The following is a 14,174-nucleotide window of genomic DNA, read 5'->3' as shown; positions in this document are numbered from 1 at the left end:
CGGCCCGGGGGAACGGGGGTTCCCCCGGGCCGGTCGGCCGGCCGCACGCGGCAATACGAAGGCCCGGATCCTCGTCAGGCGGAAATGCCGTCGATCCGGGCCAAGGCGTCGTCCGCGCCGTACGGCTGCAAGTACGGCAGCCAGCGCGGGTCCCTATGGCCGGTCCCGATGATGCGCCAGGCCAGGCCGGAGGGCGGAGCGGGTTTGTGGCGCAGCCGCCAGCCGATCTCGAAGAGGTGACGGTCGGCCTTCACGTGGTTGCAGCGGCGACAGGACGCCACCACGTTGTCCCAGACGTGCTTGCCCCCGCGGCTGCGCGGGATGACGTGGTCGACGCTGGTTGCGACGCCACCGCAGTACATGCACCGGCCCCCGTCACGGGCGAACAGCGCCCGGCGGGTCAGTGGAACGGGCCCCCGATAGGGGACCCGGACGAATCGCTTGAGCCGGACCACGCTGGGTGCGGGGACTGTGACGGTCGCGCTGTGCAGATAGGCGCCGGACTCCTCGAGGCAGACGGCCTTGTTCTCGAGGACGAGGACGAGCGCGCGGCGGAGCGGTACGACACCTAGCGGCTCGTACGACGCGTTGAGGACCAGGACGTGCGGCACGGATGCCTCCTTGGACGCCGGCGGCGCGTGGCTCGCGCCGGGACGATTCGTAGCCAGTCTCCCCTCATGCCTGGTGAAAGCGCCACCATGTCCCCGTAACGGGCTGGGAGTGTTTTCGACCACATCTCATTCATCCCCAGGATCATGGCCTGTTCAAGCCCAGGTGAGCACGGTCTCTCCTTCACACATCCCGCGAGAGCACACACAATGCCCCGTTAGTGTGGTGGTTCTGCCCCTTCGGTGACCCAGTCGTGACCTTGACCCCCTTGAACCACCGCACCGGGGCGGACCGCTGTACTTGGAGGTACCTGCCGTGTCCCTGTCCGCTGTCCTGCTCGCCGTCGGCCCGTCGCCGTCGCCGGTCCCCTCGGATACGGAGACCCCGAGAGTGCCCTCCCTCCAGGACGCTCAGGAGAAGGCGACGAACGCCGCCGGCTGGGTCGAGCAGAACTGGTCGACGTGGCTCGCGATCGGCCTGCGGGTCCTGCTGATCGTGGTGATAGCGGCGGTGCTGAGGGTCGTCGTCCGGCGTGCGATCACCAAGCTCATAGACCGCATGAACCGCACCGGCCAGTCCGTGGACGGCTCCGGGCTCGGCGGGCTGCTGGTCAACGTGGAGCGCCGTCGCCAGCGCTCGCAGGCGATCGGCTCGGTGCTGCGCTCGGTGGCGTCGTTCCTGATCATGGGCACGGCCGCGCTGATGGTCCTGGGCACCTTCCAGATCAACCTGGCCCCGCTGCTGGCCTCGGCCGGTGTCGCCGGTGTCGCGATCGGCTTCGGCGCCCGCAACCTGGTCACGGACTTCCTCTCCGGTGTCTTCATGATTCTCGAGGACCAGTACGGCGTGGGCGACACGATCGACGCGGGGGTCGCCTCCGGCGAGGTGATCGAGGTGGGCCTGCGCGTGACCAAGCTGCGCGGCGACGGCGGCGAGATCTGGTACGTCCGCAACGGCGAGGTCAAGCGCATCGGCAACCTCTCGCAGGGCTGGGCCACGGCCAACGTCGACGTCACGGTCCACTCCGGCGAGGACCTGGACAAGGTCAAGGCCACCCTGGACGAGGTCGCCGAGAAGATGGGCGCCGAGGAGCCCTGGAACGAGTTGCTGTGGGGCCCGATCGAGGTGCTCGGCCTGGACAGCGTCCTGCTGGACTCCATGGTCGTGCGCGTCTCGGCGAAGACCATGCCCGGCAAGTCCCTGACCGTGGAGCGCGAGCTGCGCTGGCGCATCAAGCGGGCGTTCGACGCGGCGGGCATCCGCATCGTCGGCGGCGCCACGGCCACGGCGGAGGAGACGCCCGCCGACCCGACGGCGGGGATGGCACCCCCGTCGGTGTACGCGAACTCGGCCTCCCCGCAGTCGGCGGCGGCGTCCCCGCTCACGCCCGTCGCACCTCCGACGAGCACGACGAAGTAGCCGACCCGCCGCACGAAGAGGGCGGCACCCGGGCTTTCGGGTGCCGCCCTTTTCGCATGCCCGGGTAACGACTGCGTTGCCTGAACCGTCCCCTATTGACGCCCGCGCGGCGCCGGGCTTACCTTCCTCCCACCGATAGGAAACTTTCCTAACAGTGATCAGCCGCAGGTCGGCCGATGGACTTCCCCGCCTGATCACTGAGAAGCTGAGCAGCCGAAGGGCAGGTGTGGACACGCATGGCAGGAACCGCCGGCACGCCGGGCACCCCGCGCGTCCTGCGCGCCATGAACGACCGGGCCGCCCTCGACCTGCTGCTGGAGCACGGACAGCTGTCGCGCACCCGGATCGGCAAGCTCACCGGCCTGTCGAAGCCGACCGCCTCCCAGCTCCTGGCCCGCCTGGAGGCCGCGGGCCTCGTCCTGGCCACCGGCACCACCGAAGGCCGGCCGGGCCCGAACGCCCAGCTGTACGAGGTCAATCCGGCGGCCGGTTACGCCGCCGGACTCGACGTCACCCCCCAGCGGATCCTCGCCGCGGTCGCCGACATCACCGGCCGTACGGTCGGCCGCCACGAACTGCCCACCCCCGGCAGGCGCACCGGCACCCCCGTCGTCCAGCAGGTCACCGACGCCCTGGACGGCGCGGTGAAGGCGGCGGGCCTCGCCCGGGGCGACATCCACCGCCTCGTCATCGGCACACCCGGCGCCTTCGACCCCACCACGGGCCGCCTGCGCTACGCCTCCCACCTCCCCGGCTGGCACTCCCCCACCCTGCTGGACGAGCTCGCCGCCGCCCTGCCGATGCCGTTCGAGTACGAGAACGACGTCAACCTGGTCGCGCTCGCCGAACAGCGCCTCGGCGCGGCCCGGGACCACACGGACTTCGTACTGCTGTGGAACCAGGAGGGCCTGGGCGCCGCCCTGGTCCTGGGCGGCCGGCTGCACCGCGGCTGGACCGGCGGCGCCGGCGAGGTCGGCTTCCTGCCGGTGCCGGGCACGCCCCTGGTCCGCCAGGTCACCAAGGCCAACAGCGGCGGCTACCAGGAGCTGGCCGGTTCCCAGGCCGTCCCGAGGCTCGCCCGCGAACTCGGCATCCAGGACATCCCCGCGGGCCCGCACGCCGAGGCCGCCGCACACCTGGTGGCCCGGGCCGCGGAGAGCGACGACGAACCGCACCGCCGCCTCCTCCAGACCTACGCGACCCGGCTCGCCACCGGTCTGGCCTCCCTGGTCTCGGTCCTCGACCCGGAGCTCGTCGTACTGAGCGGCGCCTCCCTCACCTCGGGCGGCGAGACGCTGCGCGCCCTCGTCCAGGCCGAGCTGGAGGAACTGGCCGCGTCCCGCCCACGCCTGGTCGTGGGCGACGTCCGTGAACACCCCGTGCTGCGCGGCGCGCTGGAGAGCGCGCTCGCGACCACGCGCGACGAGGTCTTCGACACCTCCCGCTGACCCCACCCCCCTCCCCGGTATTTCCCTTCCTCCTCCGTACCTCAGGGAGCTCTGCCATGCCCGGAATATCCAGAAAAGCGGCTATCGCCCTCGCCGTATCCGCCTCCCTCGCCCTCCTCGCCACGGCCTGTACGGGCCAGGCGGACTCCGGCGCCTCCGACGACGCGTCCAAGGAGACGACCCTCAACTTCTGGCACGCCTGGAGCGCGCCCTCCGAGGTGAAGGCCGTCAAGGACCTGGTCGCCGGCTTCGAGAAGACGCACCCCCACATCCATGTGAACGTCGTCGGCAACATGACCGACGACAAGATCAACCAGGCCCTGCGCACCGGCGGCGGCAAGGCCCCGGACGTGATCTCGTCCTTCACCACGAACAGCGTCGGGAGGTTCTGCTCCTCCGGCGCCCTGGTGGACCTGAACCCGTTCTTCGAGAAGTCGGGCATCGACCCGGAGCAGACCTTCCCGAAGGCGATGAACGAGTACACCCAGTTCGAGGGCAACCGCTGCGCGGTCCCGCTCCTCGGCGACGCGTACGGCCTCTACTACAACAAGACCGCGTTCGAGAAGGCGGGCATCACCGGCCCGCCGAAGACCTGGTCCGAGTTCGAGAAGGTCGCCGAGAAGCTGACGATCCCCCAGGGCGGCTCCTACAAGCAGCTCGGCTTCATGCCGAACTACCACGGCTGGGAGACCACCACCGAGCACTACCTCGGCCAGTTCTCCCCGACGTACTTCGACAAGGACGGCAAGTCGAACGTCGGTAAGGACCCGGCCTTCGAGAAGGCCTTCACGGTCCAGAAGAAGCTGGTCGACGCCCTTGGCGGCTACCGCAAGCTGGAGACGTACCGCTCCAAGCTCGGCGACGAGTGGGGCCCGAAGCACCCCTTCCACACCGGGCAGGTCGCCATGCAGCTCGACGGTGAGTGGCGCCTGGGCATGGCCCTGGACACCAAGCCGAAGTTCGAGATCGGCGTGGCCCCGCTGCCCGTCCCCGACGACCAGGCCGGCCAGTACGGCAAGGGCTACATCACCGGCACCATCGCCGGTGTCGCGGCGACCAGCACGAAGCAGAACGCGGCCTGGGAGCTGGTGAAGTACATGACCACCGACACGGACGCGGTGGTGAACTTCTCCAACGCCATCCACAACGTGCCGTCGACGCTCGCGGCGCTGAAGTCCCCGAAGCTGACGTACGACCCGCGTTTCAAGACGTTCCTGGAGATCGCCGCGAACCCGCACTCCACCACGGCCCCCGCCTCCGTCAACGGCGGCGTCTACCTCACCACGATCCAGGAGTTCGGCTACGACTACGAGAGCGGCAAGGCCACCGACCTCGAGGCCGGTCTGAAGAAGACGGCCCGGCAGATCGACACGGACATCGCGCAGGCGAAGTAGCCCATGAGCACTCCTACGTTGCGCGCGAAACACCGCCGCTCGACGCTCCGCACCCTCGCCTTCCTCTCCCCCTGGCTGATCGGCTTCTCGGTCTTCTTCGCCTACCCCCTGCTCTCCACCGTCTACTTCTCCTTCATGCACTACGACGGCTTCAAGCCGCCGGTGTGGGAGGGCACGAAGAACTGGACGTACGTCTTCGAGCACTACCCGTTCTTCTGGCCCGCCCTGCGCAACACCCTGTGGCTGGTCGTCATCATGGTCACGCTCCGGGTCGCCTTCGGCCTGGGCGTGGGCCTGCTGATCACCAAGATCAAGACGGGGACGGGTGTCTTCCGCACCCTCTTCTACCTGCCGTACCTGGCCCCGCCCGTGGCGGCCACCATGGCCTTCGCCTTCCTCCTCAACCCCGGCACGGGCCCGGTCAACTCGATCCTGGAGAAGACCGGGCTCCCCGCCCCCGGCTGGTTCAACGACCCCACCTGGTCGAAACCGGCCCTCACGCTCCTGGCCCTGTGGGGCATCGGCGACCTGATGGTCATCTTCATGGCCGCGCTGCTGGACGTACCGAAGGAGCAGTACGAGGCGGCCCAACTGGACGGCGCGACCCCCTGGCAGCGCTTCCGGTACGTCACGCTCCCGAACATCTCCCCGATCGTCATGTTCGCGGTCGTCACCGGCGTGATCCAGACCATGCAGTACTACACACAGCCGCTGATCGCCGGAAAGGTCGCCTCGGGCGTGATCCAGGGCGCGGGCACCCAGTTCGAGCCCGGCTATCCGGACAAGTCGACCCTCACCCTCCCCCAACTCGTCTACAACCTGGGCTTCCAGCGCTTCGACTACGGCTCCGCCTGCGTGGTCGCCCTGGTCCTCTTCGCCCTCTCCATGGCCTTCACCGCACTGCTGATGCGCCGCAAGGGCGGTCTGATCCAGGCAGGTGACCGATGACCCGACTACTCGACAAGCCGGCGGAACCGAAGGCACCGCCCTCCCCCGCGCAGCGCACCGCCCACCGCAGGGCGTTCCTGGAATGGATCGCGATCCACTCCCTGGGCATCGCGGCGGCCCTGTTCTTCACCCTCCCTTTCCTCTTCGTCGTCCTCACCTCACTGATGAGCGACAGCCAGGCGCTCAGCCGCGACCTGATCCCGCACACCTGGGAATGGGACAACTACCGCAGGGTCTTCGACACCCCCGGCTTCCTCACCTGGTGGCGGAACACCCTGTTCTACGCGGTCGTGGGCACGGCACTCACGGTGGTCTCCTCGATCCCGGTGGCCTACGCCCTCGCGAAGTTCCGCTTCCGGGGCCGCAACCTGGCCCTGATGCTGGTCGTCTCGATGATGATGCTGCCGCCCCAGGTGGTCATCATCCCGATGTACCTGTTCTGGGCGAAGCAGCTGGACCTGTCCGGCACGCTGTGGCCGCTGATCATCCCCATGGCGTTCGGCGACGCGTTCTCGATCTTCCTGCTGCGCCAGTTCCTCACCACGATCCCCGACGAGTACCTGGACGCGGCCCGCGTGGACGGCTGCGGCGACCTGCGCACCCTCCTGAAGGTCGTCCTCCCGATGGCGAAGCCGGGCATCGCCGCAGTGGCCCTCTTCCAGTTCTTCTACGCGTGGAACGACTACTTCGGACCCCAGATCTACGCCTCGGAGAACCCGGGTGCCTGGACCCTCTCCTACGGCCTGGAGTCGTTCAAGGGCGCCCACCACACGGACTGGAACCTCACCATGGCGGCCACCGTGCTGGTGATGGCCCCCGTGATCCTCGTGTTCTTCCTCGCCCAGAAGGCATTCGTCGAGGGCGTCACGCTCACCGGAGTGAAGGGTTAAGCACGTATGAAACTCACCGTGGTCGGCGGAGGCTCGACCTACACACCGGAACTCGTCGACGGCTTCGCACGCCTGAGGGACACCCTCCCCGTCGAGGAACTGGTCCTGGTGGACCCGGCGGCCGAACGGCTGGAGCTGGTGGGCGGACTGGCCCGCCGCATCTTCGCACGCCAGGGCCACAACGGCCGGATCGTCACGACCGACAATCTCGACGCGGGCGTGGAAGGGGCGGACGCCGTGCTGCTCCAACTCCGCGTCGGCGGCCAGGCGGCCCGGGAACAGGACGAGACCTGGCCCCTGGAGTGCGGCTGCGTGGGCCAGGAGACGACGGGCGCCGGCGGCCTGGCGAAGGCCCTGCGCACGGTCCCGGTGGTCCTGGACATCGCGGACCGGGTACGCCGTGCGAACCCCGACGCCTGGATCATCGACTTCACGAACCCGGTCGGCATCGTCACTCGCGCCCTGCTCCAGGCCGGTCACAAGGCGGTGGGCCTGTGCAACGTGGCGATCGGCCTCCAGCGCAAGTTCGCGGGCCTGCTGGGCGTCGAGCCCCCGGAAGTCCACCTGGACCACGTGGGCCTCAATCACCTCACCTGGGAGACGGGAGTACGCCTGGGCGGCCCGGAGGGCGAGGACGTCCTGCCCAAGCTGCTGACCGACCACGGCGACACGATCGCGGCGGACCTGCGCCTGCCCCGTCCGCTCCTCGACCGCCTGGGCGTGGTCCCGTCGTACTACCTGCGCTACTACTACGCGCACGACGAGGTCGTACGGGAACTCGGGACGAAGCCGTCCCGCGCGGCCGAAGTGGCCGCCATGGAACGCGAACTGCTCACCCTGTACGCCGACCCGTCCCTGGACGAGAAGCCGGCCCTGCTCACCGAGCGGGGCGGCGCCTACTACTCGGAGGCGGCGGTGGACCTGGCGGCGGCCCTCCTGGGCGGTGGCGGCAGCCCGTACCAGGTGGTGAACACGTACAACCGGGGCACGCTCCCCTTCCTCCCCGACGACGCGGTGATCGAGGTCCAGGCGGCGGTGGGCCCGCAAGGCGCCTCCCCCCTCCCGGTCCCGTCCGCGGACCCCCTCTACGCGGGCCTCATGGCGAACGTGACGACGTACGAGGACCTGGCCCTGGATGCGGCTCTGCGCGGCGGCCGCACCCGTGTCTTCCGGGCCCTCCTCTCGCACCCCCTCATCGGCCAGTACGAGTACGCCGAGACGCTCACCGACCGACTGATCGCACACAACCGGGAGCACCTCGCGTGGGCCTGACCGCACGTGTCCTCGCCATCGACGCCGGCAACAGCAAGACGGACGTCGCGATCGTGACGGCGGCCGGAGAGGTCCTGTCCACGGCACGCGGCGGCGGCTTCCGCCCGCCCGCGGTGGGCCTGGAGACGGCGGTGACCACGCTCACCCACACGGTCACCCAGGCCCTGACCACCGCCGGACTCACCACCGTCGACCACGTCTCGGCATGTCTCGCCAACGCCGACTTCCCGGTCGAGGAGGACCAGTTGGCGGCCGCGCTGAAGGCGCGCGGCTGGGGCCGGACGGTGACGGTCCGGAACGACACCTTCGCCATCCTCCGGGCCGGTGTGACGGAGCCACGGGGTGTCGCGGTCGTCTGCGGCGCGGGCATCAACTGCGTCGGCATGCGCCCCGACGGCCGCACGGCCCGCTTCCCGGCACTGGGCAGGGTCTCGGGCGACTGGGGCGGCGGCTGGGGCCTGTCGGAGGAGGCCCTGTGGCACGCGGCACGCGCGGAGGACGGCCGTGGGAGCCCCACGGCCCTGGCCCGCACCCTCCCCGCCCACTTCGGCCTGCCGTCCATGTACGCCCTCATCGAGGCGCTGCACCTGGGCGCCGTAGAACAATCCCGACGCCACGAGCTGACGCCGGTCCTCTTCGCGACGGCGGCGGACGGCGACCCGGTCGCCCGCACCCTCGTCGAACGGCAGGCGGACGAGGTGGTCGCGATGGCCGTGGTGGCCCTGACCCGACTGGACCTGCTGGACGAGCCGACACCCGTCCTCCTGGGCGGCGGGGTCCTGGCCGCCCAGCACGCGCAGCTCAACGGCAGGATCGCCGAGGTGCTGTCCGCCAGAGCGCCGAAGGCGACCCCGCAGGTCGTCACGGCCGGCCCCGTCCTCGGGGCGGCGCTGCTGGGGCTGGACAGGGTGGGTGCCGTGGAGGGGGCACAGGACCGGTTGCGGGCGCACTTCGGGGCGTGAGGGGCGCAGCACGGGCCCTGGGAGAGGCCCGTTCACAAGACCGGCCGGAGCCCTGTGGGACAGCGGAGATGGACGGACTGAGGCACCCGGACACGCGAGGGCGCATACTAGGGGCAATGACAAAGCCTGCTGCACCGAAGCGCCATCTGCCCACCAGCCCCTTCAGGGCCCCGGTCATTCCAGCTCCCAAGCACTTCGCTGTGGGCGACCAGGTCACCCACGACATGTACGGCCTCGGCCGGGTCATCGGCATCGAGGACGGCATCGCGGTCCTCGTGGATTTCGGCTCTGCCCAGCACCGGATCCTGAGCCCGTACGCCAAGATGACCAAGCTCTGACACCGCTGTGCCCGGTCACGGCACACCAGGTCCCTCCCGGGCCCTGGCACCAGAAGGAGACCTCCCATCGATCTGACCTCGCTCTTCTCCGCCCCGGAAGGGGCGCCCCACTCCGCGGCCACGGCGTCACCGCCCCCGGCCACGAACCCCTTCCAGGCCCCGGACTTCGGAGAGGACGACGGCGCGACGGCACCGGAGCCCCTCAACGGCGACCGGCACTGACACCCAAAACTTGTCACGAAGGGGCATGAAAATGCCCCTCACCAGCGGTTTTCCTCGCCGATGAGGGGCCGTTGTCAGAGGTTCGCGGTAATGGCGCGGAAGACGGCCGGGGTCACCCGTTCTTTGACGATCTTGTCGAAGGCGGCGGTGTCCTCTTCCGCACCCTCGAAGTCGATGTAGTTGAAGCTCACGCCGTTGCTCTGGAACATGAGCGGGCCCTTGCGGCAGACGACGGCCGGTATCTCCTTCTTGGACCTCGCATGGGAGTAACACTCATCGGCTCCGAACGTCCTGGCGTCTGTTTCGAGGACGACCGCATCCCTCTGGTGCGCGGCTTTGGACTCGGCGACGTACCGGGCGAGCAGTTTCGGGTCGGCCACTGCGAGGATCTCGACCTCGAAGGCGCCCCAGCCTTCGATGTGACCCTTGTACCCGCCGTTCTGCGGCAGCTCGAACGAGTAGTCGCACTTGCCGTCGGAGGCGAGCCCGGCGCCCGCCTTCCCGCCGAGGGCGCCCTGCTCGGAGAGCTTGACCCAGTCCGACTCCCGGCTGAGCTGCTTCGCCTGCGGCAGTATCGCTTTGATCTCGGCGTCGGTGACGAACGAGCAGGCGTCCGGCCAGCGCGCCGGGTCGAGCACCTTGCCGACGGGTACGTCGATGGCGGTTTTCTCCCGTCCGGGTGCCGCGTCCCGGACAGCGATCTCGGCTCCGCAAGCCGTCAGCGCGAGGCACGCCAGCACCGTCACCACGCCCACCCCGGTCCGACGTGCATCCATCGCACTCCTCCCCTGAGCCATCAGCCCCACCCCTAGACCACCTGCCCCGGACACGCGAGGCCGGCCGGCTCCATGGCGACGCGCACCCGCCATGAGTCAGACCGTTCATCCTTGCAGCCACACTCTCAGGTGAGAGGGGCGCCCCTCATCCATGTGCACGGTGTTCGTGGCCATGGCGGTGCGGCGGGCTGCCGCCTCCGATTCGCCGGTGTTGGTGTTGACGTCGAAGCGGGGGAAGTTGCTGGAGGAGACGTCGAGCCGGATGCGATGGCCGGCGGCGAACAGGTTCGCCGTGTCGGGGGCGGTGACCTCGATTTCGTACACTTCGCCCGGAATGAGCAACTCCGGTCGCTCGTAGGAGCGGTGGAAGCGGCAGCGGACGATGCCGTCGGTGAGGTTCATGGCGAAACCGTGCGGATAATCGGCGTTGGGCGGATGGACGTCGATCAGCTTGATGGTGAAATCGGTGTCCGGGGCCGTCGTCGAGATGTAGAGCTTCGCCGACACCGGGCCGGCCAGCACCACATCCCGCTCGAGTGGCGGGGTGCTCAGGCTGATCACATCCGGGCGGGAGTCCAGCGGCAGAAACGGCTCGCTCGCCCCGTACACCCGGGCGTCCGGGGCGTTCTGGTCGTATGCCCCGCCCGTCATCACCGGCTCGCCCGAGGTGACCTGGCCCCCCATGGTGGGGACCGGGTGGCGCGGGTCGAAGTCGTAGGTCACCGACGCGGCGGCCACGGTGGGCGGGGCGGTGGTGAGAGCGCCGTCGGTGGTGAGGTACAAGGCGACGGGCGCGGTCGACGCCGGCGGCCACCGGGTGTCGGTGCGCCATACGCCGCCGTGCCGCATCCGCCCTGCCGCATCCCGTCGGCCGTCGCCGCCGCCCATCAGGAAGTACTGGACGGCGGGGAGATCTCCGTACTCGGGGGGCACCGCCTCACCGTCGTCCTCCCGGCCGAGCGACCGGTCGAACCAGCGGCGGCGGAACTCCAGGTACGACGGGGCGAGGTTGCCGTCCAGTGTCGCCCGCGGACCGAAATCCACGTCTCCGGCGTACGTCTCGCAGTGGTGCCCGTGCGTCCACGGGCCCATGACCAGGTAGGAGGGTGCCGACTTCAGCTCCCGCAGGGCGGTGAAGTTCTCGATGGTGGAGCGGACGTAGGGGTCGTACCAACTGCCCATGTGCAGGCTCGGCGCGTCCGGGAAGCGCTCGTAGAAGCCTCGCCCGTAGATCGCCGGGTTGCGGTAGTAGTCCCCGAAGGTGTCCTGCCGCCACTGCTCCAGCAGGAAGTCCTCGTACGCCGCCAGGTGCCGCAGGGGCGTGCAACCCGGCCGCCAGGGCATCGCGCCGAACCAGCCCGTCAGATCCACGCGCCGCAGCGCCTCGGCCAGGACCGGATCCGCCGCGGCCTCCGGGCTCTGCACCGCATGGCGCAGTGCCCACGTCACCTGCTTCAGCTCGAAGGCGCCGCCCATCCGCATCCCCGCGTCGTACGCGGAGGAGAAGCCGCCCGAGTCCTGGAACATGGCGGCCAGTCCCGTCGCCCCTTCGGCGGCCGCGGCTGCCTGGACGTGGGCGGAGTAGGACACCCCCGTCATCACGACCCTGCCGTCACACCACGGCTGGTTCCTGAGCCAGGCGATCGTGTCCGCCCCGTCCGGGCCTTCGCCGAGGTATTTCACGAACGTTCCCTCGGAGTCGCCGCGTCCCCGGCAGTCCTGCCGTACGACGTGGTAGCGGGCCTCGGTGAAATGCCGGGCGATGTCCTCGGGCCGCGGCACCGGCGCGTCGCTGCGGTCCTGGTCCGAACCACGCTGCGCGCGCCGACCGTACGGGGTGCGTTCGAGGAGCACGGGGAGCGGGGTCGTCTCCGGCTCGGGTGAGGCGGAGTACAGATCGGCGGCGAGATGGATGCCGTCCCGCACGGGGATGCGCAGGATGCGGCGCCACAGCGCACCGCCCTGGAGCGGCTCGAGCCCCGGGAGGGCTTCGGGCCGGCGGGCGTGGGAGGTGTCGTACGAGGTCACTCCCGTGACGCTAGGCAACGGCCAGGATCATGGCGATCACTTGACGTCATCAGGTCAACTGTGCCGCCGGACGGTGACGGGACCGCACACGGGACCTACTGTCAGCGCAACCCGAGAGCGCCCCGCGTTCCACCGCGACGGATCGTGATCCCTCGCGGCTCCGGGTCCCGTTTCGCACTGCTCGTGGCGCAGCCGCGCCATGCCCTCGTTTCCCCCTCCCCCTCACCCCCCTCCCCAGCCCCGTCCTCTCCCAGTCCTCACAGGAGGCCGCCATGAGCACACCCGACAGCCGCACCGAGGAGGTGCAGGCCACCGAGCCCGGCGAGGGGGGCCGTGGCTCCCGGCTCCTCGACCTGGTCGAGCGCGCGGGCAACGCACTGCCGCATCCGTTCTGGCTGTTCTGGATCCTGTGCGGGGTCGTCGCCCTCGTCAGCTGGGCGCTGAACGCCTCCGGCCTGCAGGTCGAGGACCCCTCCTCGGGGGACCTGGTCGGCGTACGCAGCGCCCTGTCGGCGGACGCCGTACGGGACCTGATCACCGGCGCCGAGGAGTCCTTCGTGACCTTCGGCCCGCTCGGCGTCGTGCTGATGGTGATGCTCGGCGTCGCGGTCGCCGAGCGTTCGGGGCTCTTCGAAGCACTGGCCCGCCGCATGCTGTCGGGCCTGTCCCCGCGCACGGTCGTCCTGGGCGTGGCTCTGGGCGGCGTGCTGGGGAAGTTCCTGTCCGACTCCGCGTACGTGGTCCTCATCCCGCTCGGGGCCGTGGCCTTCCGCGCCGTGGGCCGCTCCCCCATGCTCGGCATGATCGTCGCGTTCGTGTCCATCAACGCCGCGGGCGACGCCAACCCGCTGATCGCCCCCGGTGACGCGCTGTTCGCCTCCGTGGCCACCGAGGCCGCGCAGCTCGTCGACAAGGGCGTGGTGGTCCGCGCGACGGACAACATGTACTTCACCACCGTCTCGGCGTTCGTGCTGGCCGGCACCATCGCCCTGGTCGTGGACAAGATCCTCGCCAAGCGCGAGCACCACCTGGTTCCCGACGCGGACCTGGAGGCCGCCGCGGCAGGGCGCGCGGCGGCCACCGGGGTCGACGACGCCACCGAGCTGCGGGCCCTGAAGCTGACCGGTCTTGCCGTGCTCGGCTACGCCACGCTGGTCGTGCTCGCGATGCTGCCCGCCTCGTCACCGCTGCGCGGCGAGGGGGGCGCGATCGTGGAGTCGACCTTCATGAACGCCATCGCCGTCTTCCTGACCGTCTTCTTCCTGCTCATCGGCGCCGTGTACGGGCGGCTCACCGGGCGGATCAGCGGGAGCCGCGCGATACCGGAGTTCATGGCGGACGGAGTGCGCTCCATCGCGCCGCTGCTCGTGCTCTTCTTCGCGGTGTCGCAGTTCCTCGCCCTGTTCAAGTGGACCAACATCGCCACGGTCGTCGCGGTAGAAGGCGCCGGCTTCCTCAAGCAGCTGGGTGCGCCCACGCTGGTGCTGTTCACCCTGCTGATCGTCGCGGTCGCGCTGATGAACCTCGTCATCACCTCCGGCTCCGCCCTGTGGACCCTGGTCGCCCCGGCGCTGGTCCCGATGCTGATGCTGCTCGGCACCAACCCGGCCACCACCATGGCGCTCTACCGCATCGCCGACTCCTGCACGAACTCCATCACCCCGATGAGCACCTCGTTCATGCTCTGTGTCGGCTACCTCCAGACCCTCCGCCGCAAGGCCGGCATCGGCACCCTGGTCTCCTTCACCCTGCCCCTCGCCATGATCATGCTGCTCGTCTGGGTGCTGCTGTTCTTCGCCTGGTACCTGCTGGGCATCCCGCTCGGCCCGGGCGCACCCGTGCGGTGAGCCCCGGCCGTACGCTGACGG

12 protein-coding genes are annotated in these 14,174 nt (G+C 69.9%); 9 read left to right on the top strand and 3 right to left on the bottom strand.

Features of this window, described 5'->3' with window-relative positions; all coding sequences use genetic code 11:
- Positions 1 to 74: 74 nt before the first annotated feature.
- Positions 75 to 611 (bottom strand): HNH endonuclease, encoded by a 537-nt coding sequence (locus ACZ3I3_RS26920; protein ID WP_010046718.1) that lies wholly within the window; start codon positions 609 to 611, stop codon positions 75 to 77.
- Positions 612 to 924: 313 nt separating this feature from the next.
- Between ACZ3I3_RS26920 and ACZ3I3_RS26915 the strand changes: the two genes are divergently transcribed.
- The 8 genes from ACZ3I3_RS26915 to ACZ3I3_RS26880 all read left to right on the top strand — a co-directional run bounded on the left by ACZ3I3_RS26915 (position 925) and on the right by ACZ3I3_RS26880 (position 9,280).
- Entirely contained in the window at positions 925 to 2,028 is a 1,104-nt protein-coding gene (locus ACZ3I3_RS26915) for a mechanosensitive ion channel family protein (protein WP_467369202.1), read from the top strand.
- A gap of 236 nt (positions 2,029 to 2,264) precedes the next feature.
- Entirely contained in the window at positions 2,265 to 3,476 is a 1,212-nt protein-coding gene (locus ACZ3I3_RS26910) for an ROK family transcriptional regulator (protein ID WP_467369200.1), read from the top strand.
- 56 nt (positions 3,477 to 3,532) lie between these two features.
- Positions 3,533 to 4,870, top strand: coding sequence for an ABC transporter substrate-binding protein (locus ACZ3I3_RS26905; RefSeq protein WP_467369199.1), 1,338 nt, complete (start codon positions 3,533 to 3,535; stop codon positions 4,868 to 4,870).
- Between the two features lie 3 nt (positions 4,871 to 4,873).
- A complete protein-coding gene (locus tag ACZ3I3_RS26900) occupies positions 4,874 to 5,818 on the top strand; it encodes a carbohydrate ABC transporter permease (RefSeq protein WP_467369197.1) in 945 nt (314 codons plus the stop codon).
- A complete protein-coding gene (locus tag ACZ3I3_RS26895; protein WP_467369195.1) occupies positions 5,815 to 6,708 on the top strand; it encodes a carbohydrate ABC transporter permease in 894 nt (297 codons plus the stop codon). The genes ACZ3I3_RS26900 and ACZ3I3_RS26895 overlap by 4 nt, the downstream gene beginning before the upstream one ends.
- 6 nt (positions 6,709 to 6,714) lie before the next feature.
- A complete protein-coding gene (locus tag ACZ3I3_RS26890) occupies positions 6,715 to 7,980 on the top strand; it encodes a 6-phospho-beta-glucosidase (RefSeq protein ID WP_467369193.1) in 1,266 nt (421 codons plus the stop codon).
- Entirely contained in the window at positions 7,971 to 8,942 is a 972-nt protein-coding gene (locus ACZ3I3_RS26885) for an N-acetylglucosamine kinase (RefSeq protein WP_467369191.1), read from the top strand. The genes ACZ3I3_RS26890 and ACZ3I3_RS26885 overlap by 10 nt, the downstream gene beginning before the upstream one ends.
- 116 nt (positions 8,943 to 9,058) lie before the next feature.
- Positions 9,059 to 9,280, top strand: a complete 222-nt coding sequence (locus tag ACZ3I3_RS26880) for a hypothetical protein (protein WP_029181646.1) — start codon at positions 9,059 to 9,061, stop codon at positions 9,278 to 9,280.
- A 296-nt stretch (positions 9,281 to 9,576) separates the two neighbouring features.
- On the opposite strand, the gene ACZ3I3_RS26875 is transcribed toward ACZ3I3_RS26880, so the two are convergent.
- Both ACZ3I3_RS26875 and ACZ3I3_RS26870 read right to left on the bottom strand, forming a co-directional pair.
- Positions 9,577 to 10,278: a hypothetical protein gene (locus tag ACZ3I3_RS26875; RefSeq protein WP_467369189.1), complete on the bottom strand. Its 702-nt coding sequence runs from the start codon at positions 10,276 to 10,278 to the stop codon at positions 9,577 to 9,579.
- Positions 10,279 to 10,383: 105 nt separating this feature from the next.
- The gene (locus tag ACZ3I3_RS26870) at positions 10,384 to 12,306 is read right to left on the bottom strand and encodes a CocE/NonD family hydrolase (protein WP_467369187.1); all 1,923 of its coding nucleotides are present in this window, start codon (positions 12,304 to 12,306) and stop codon (positions 10,384 to 10,386) included.
- A 272-nt stretch (positions 12,307 to 12,578) separates the two neighbouring features.
- Between ACZ3I3_RS26870 and ACZ3I3_RS26865 the strand changes: the two genes are divergently transcribed.
- Positions 12,579 to 14,153 carry an AbgT family transporter gene (locus ACZ3I3_RS26865; protein ID WP_467369185.1) on the top strand — a complete coding sequence of 525 codons (1,575 nt, stop codon included), beginning with the start codon at positions 12,579 to 12,581 and terminating at the stop codon, positions 14,151 to 14,153.
- Positions 14,154 to 14,174 lie beyond the last annotated feature (21 nt).

The organism is Streptomyces sp. NPDC016851 (assembly GCF_055562795.1).
Note: the sequence above shows the minus strand (reverse complement) of the source record. Positions and strands in the feature narration are given on the sequence as shown.

Bases quoted from the DNA above. Each gene is read 5' to 3' on its own strand.
- ACZ3I3_RS26910 (WP_467369200.1), top strand. From the start codon at position 2,265: ATGGCAGGAACCGCCGGCACGCCGGGCACCCCGCGCGTCCTGCGCGCC.
- ACZ3I3_RS26905 (WP_467369199.1), top strand. From the start codon at position 3,533: ATGCCCGGAATATCCAGAAAAGCGGCTATCGCCCTCGCCGTATCCGCC.
- ACZ3I3_RS26900 (WP_467369197.1), top strand. From the start codon at position 4,874: ATGAGCACTCCTACGTTGCGCGCGAAACACCGCCGCTCGACGCTCCGC.
- ACZ3I3_RS26895 (WP_467369195.1), top strand. From the start codon at position 5,815: ATGACCCGACTACTCGACAAGCCGGCGGAACCGAAGGCACCGCCCTCC.
- ACZ3I3_RS26890 (WP_467369193.1), top strand. From the start codon at position 6,715: ATGAAACTCACCGTGGTCGGCGGAGGCTCGACCTACACACCGGAACTC.
- ACZ3I3_RS26880 (WP_029181646.1), top strand. From the start codon at position 9,059: ATGACAAAGCCTGCTGCACCGAAGCGCCATCTGCCCACCAGCCCCTTC.
- ACZ3I3_RS26875 (WP_467369189.1), bottom strand. From the start codon at position 10,278: ATGGATGCACGTCGGACCGGGGTGGGCGTGGTGACGGTGCTGGCGTGC.
- ACZ3I3_RS26865 (WP_467369185.1), top strand. From the start codon at position 12,579: ATGAGCACACCCGACAGCCGCACCGAGGAGGTGCAGGCCACCGAGCCC.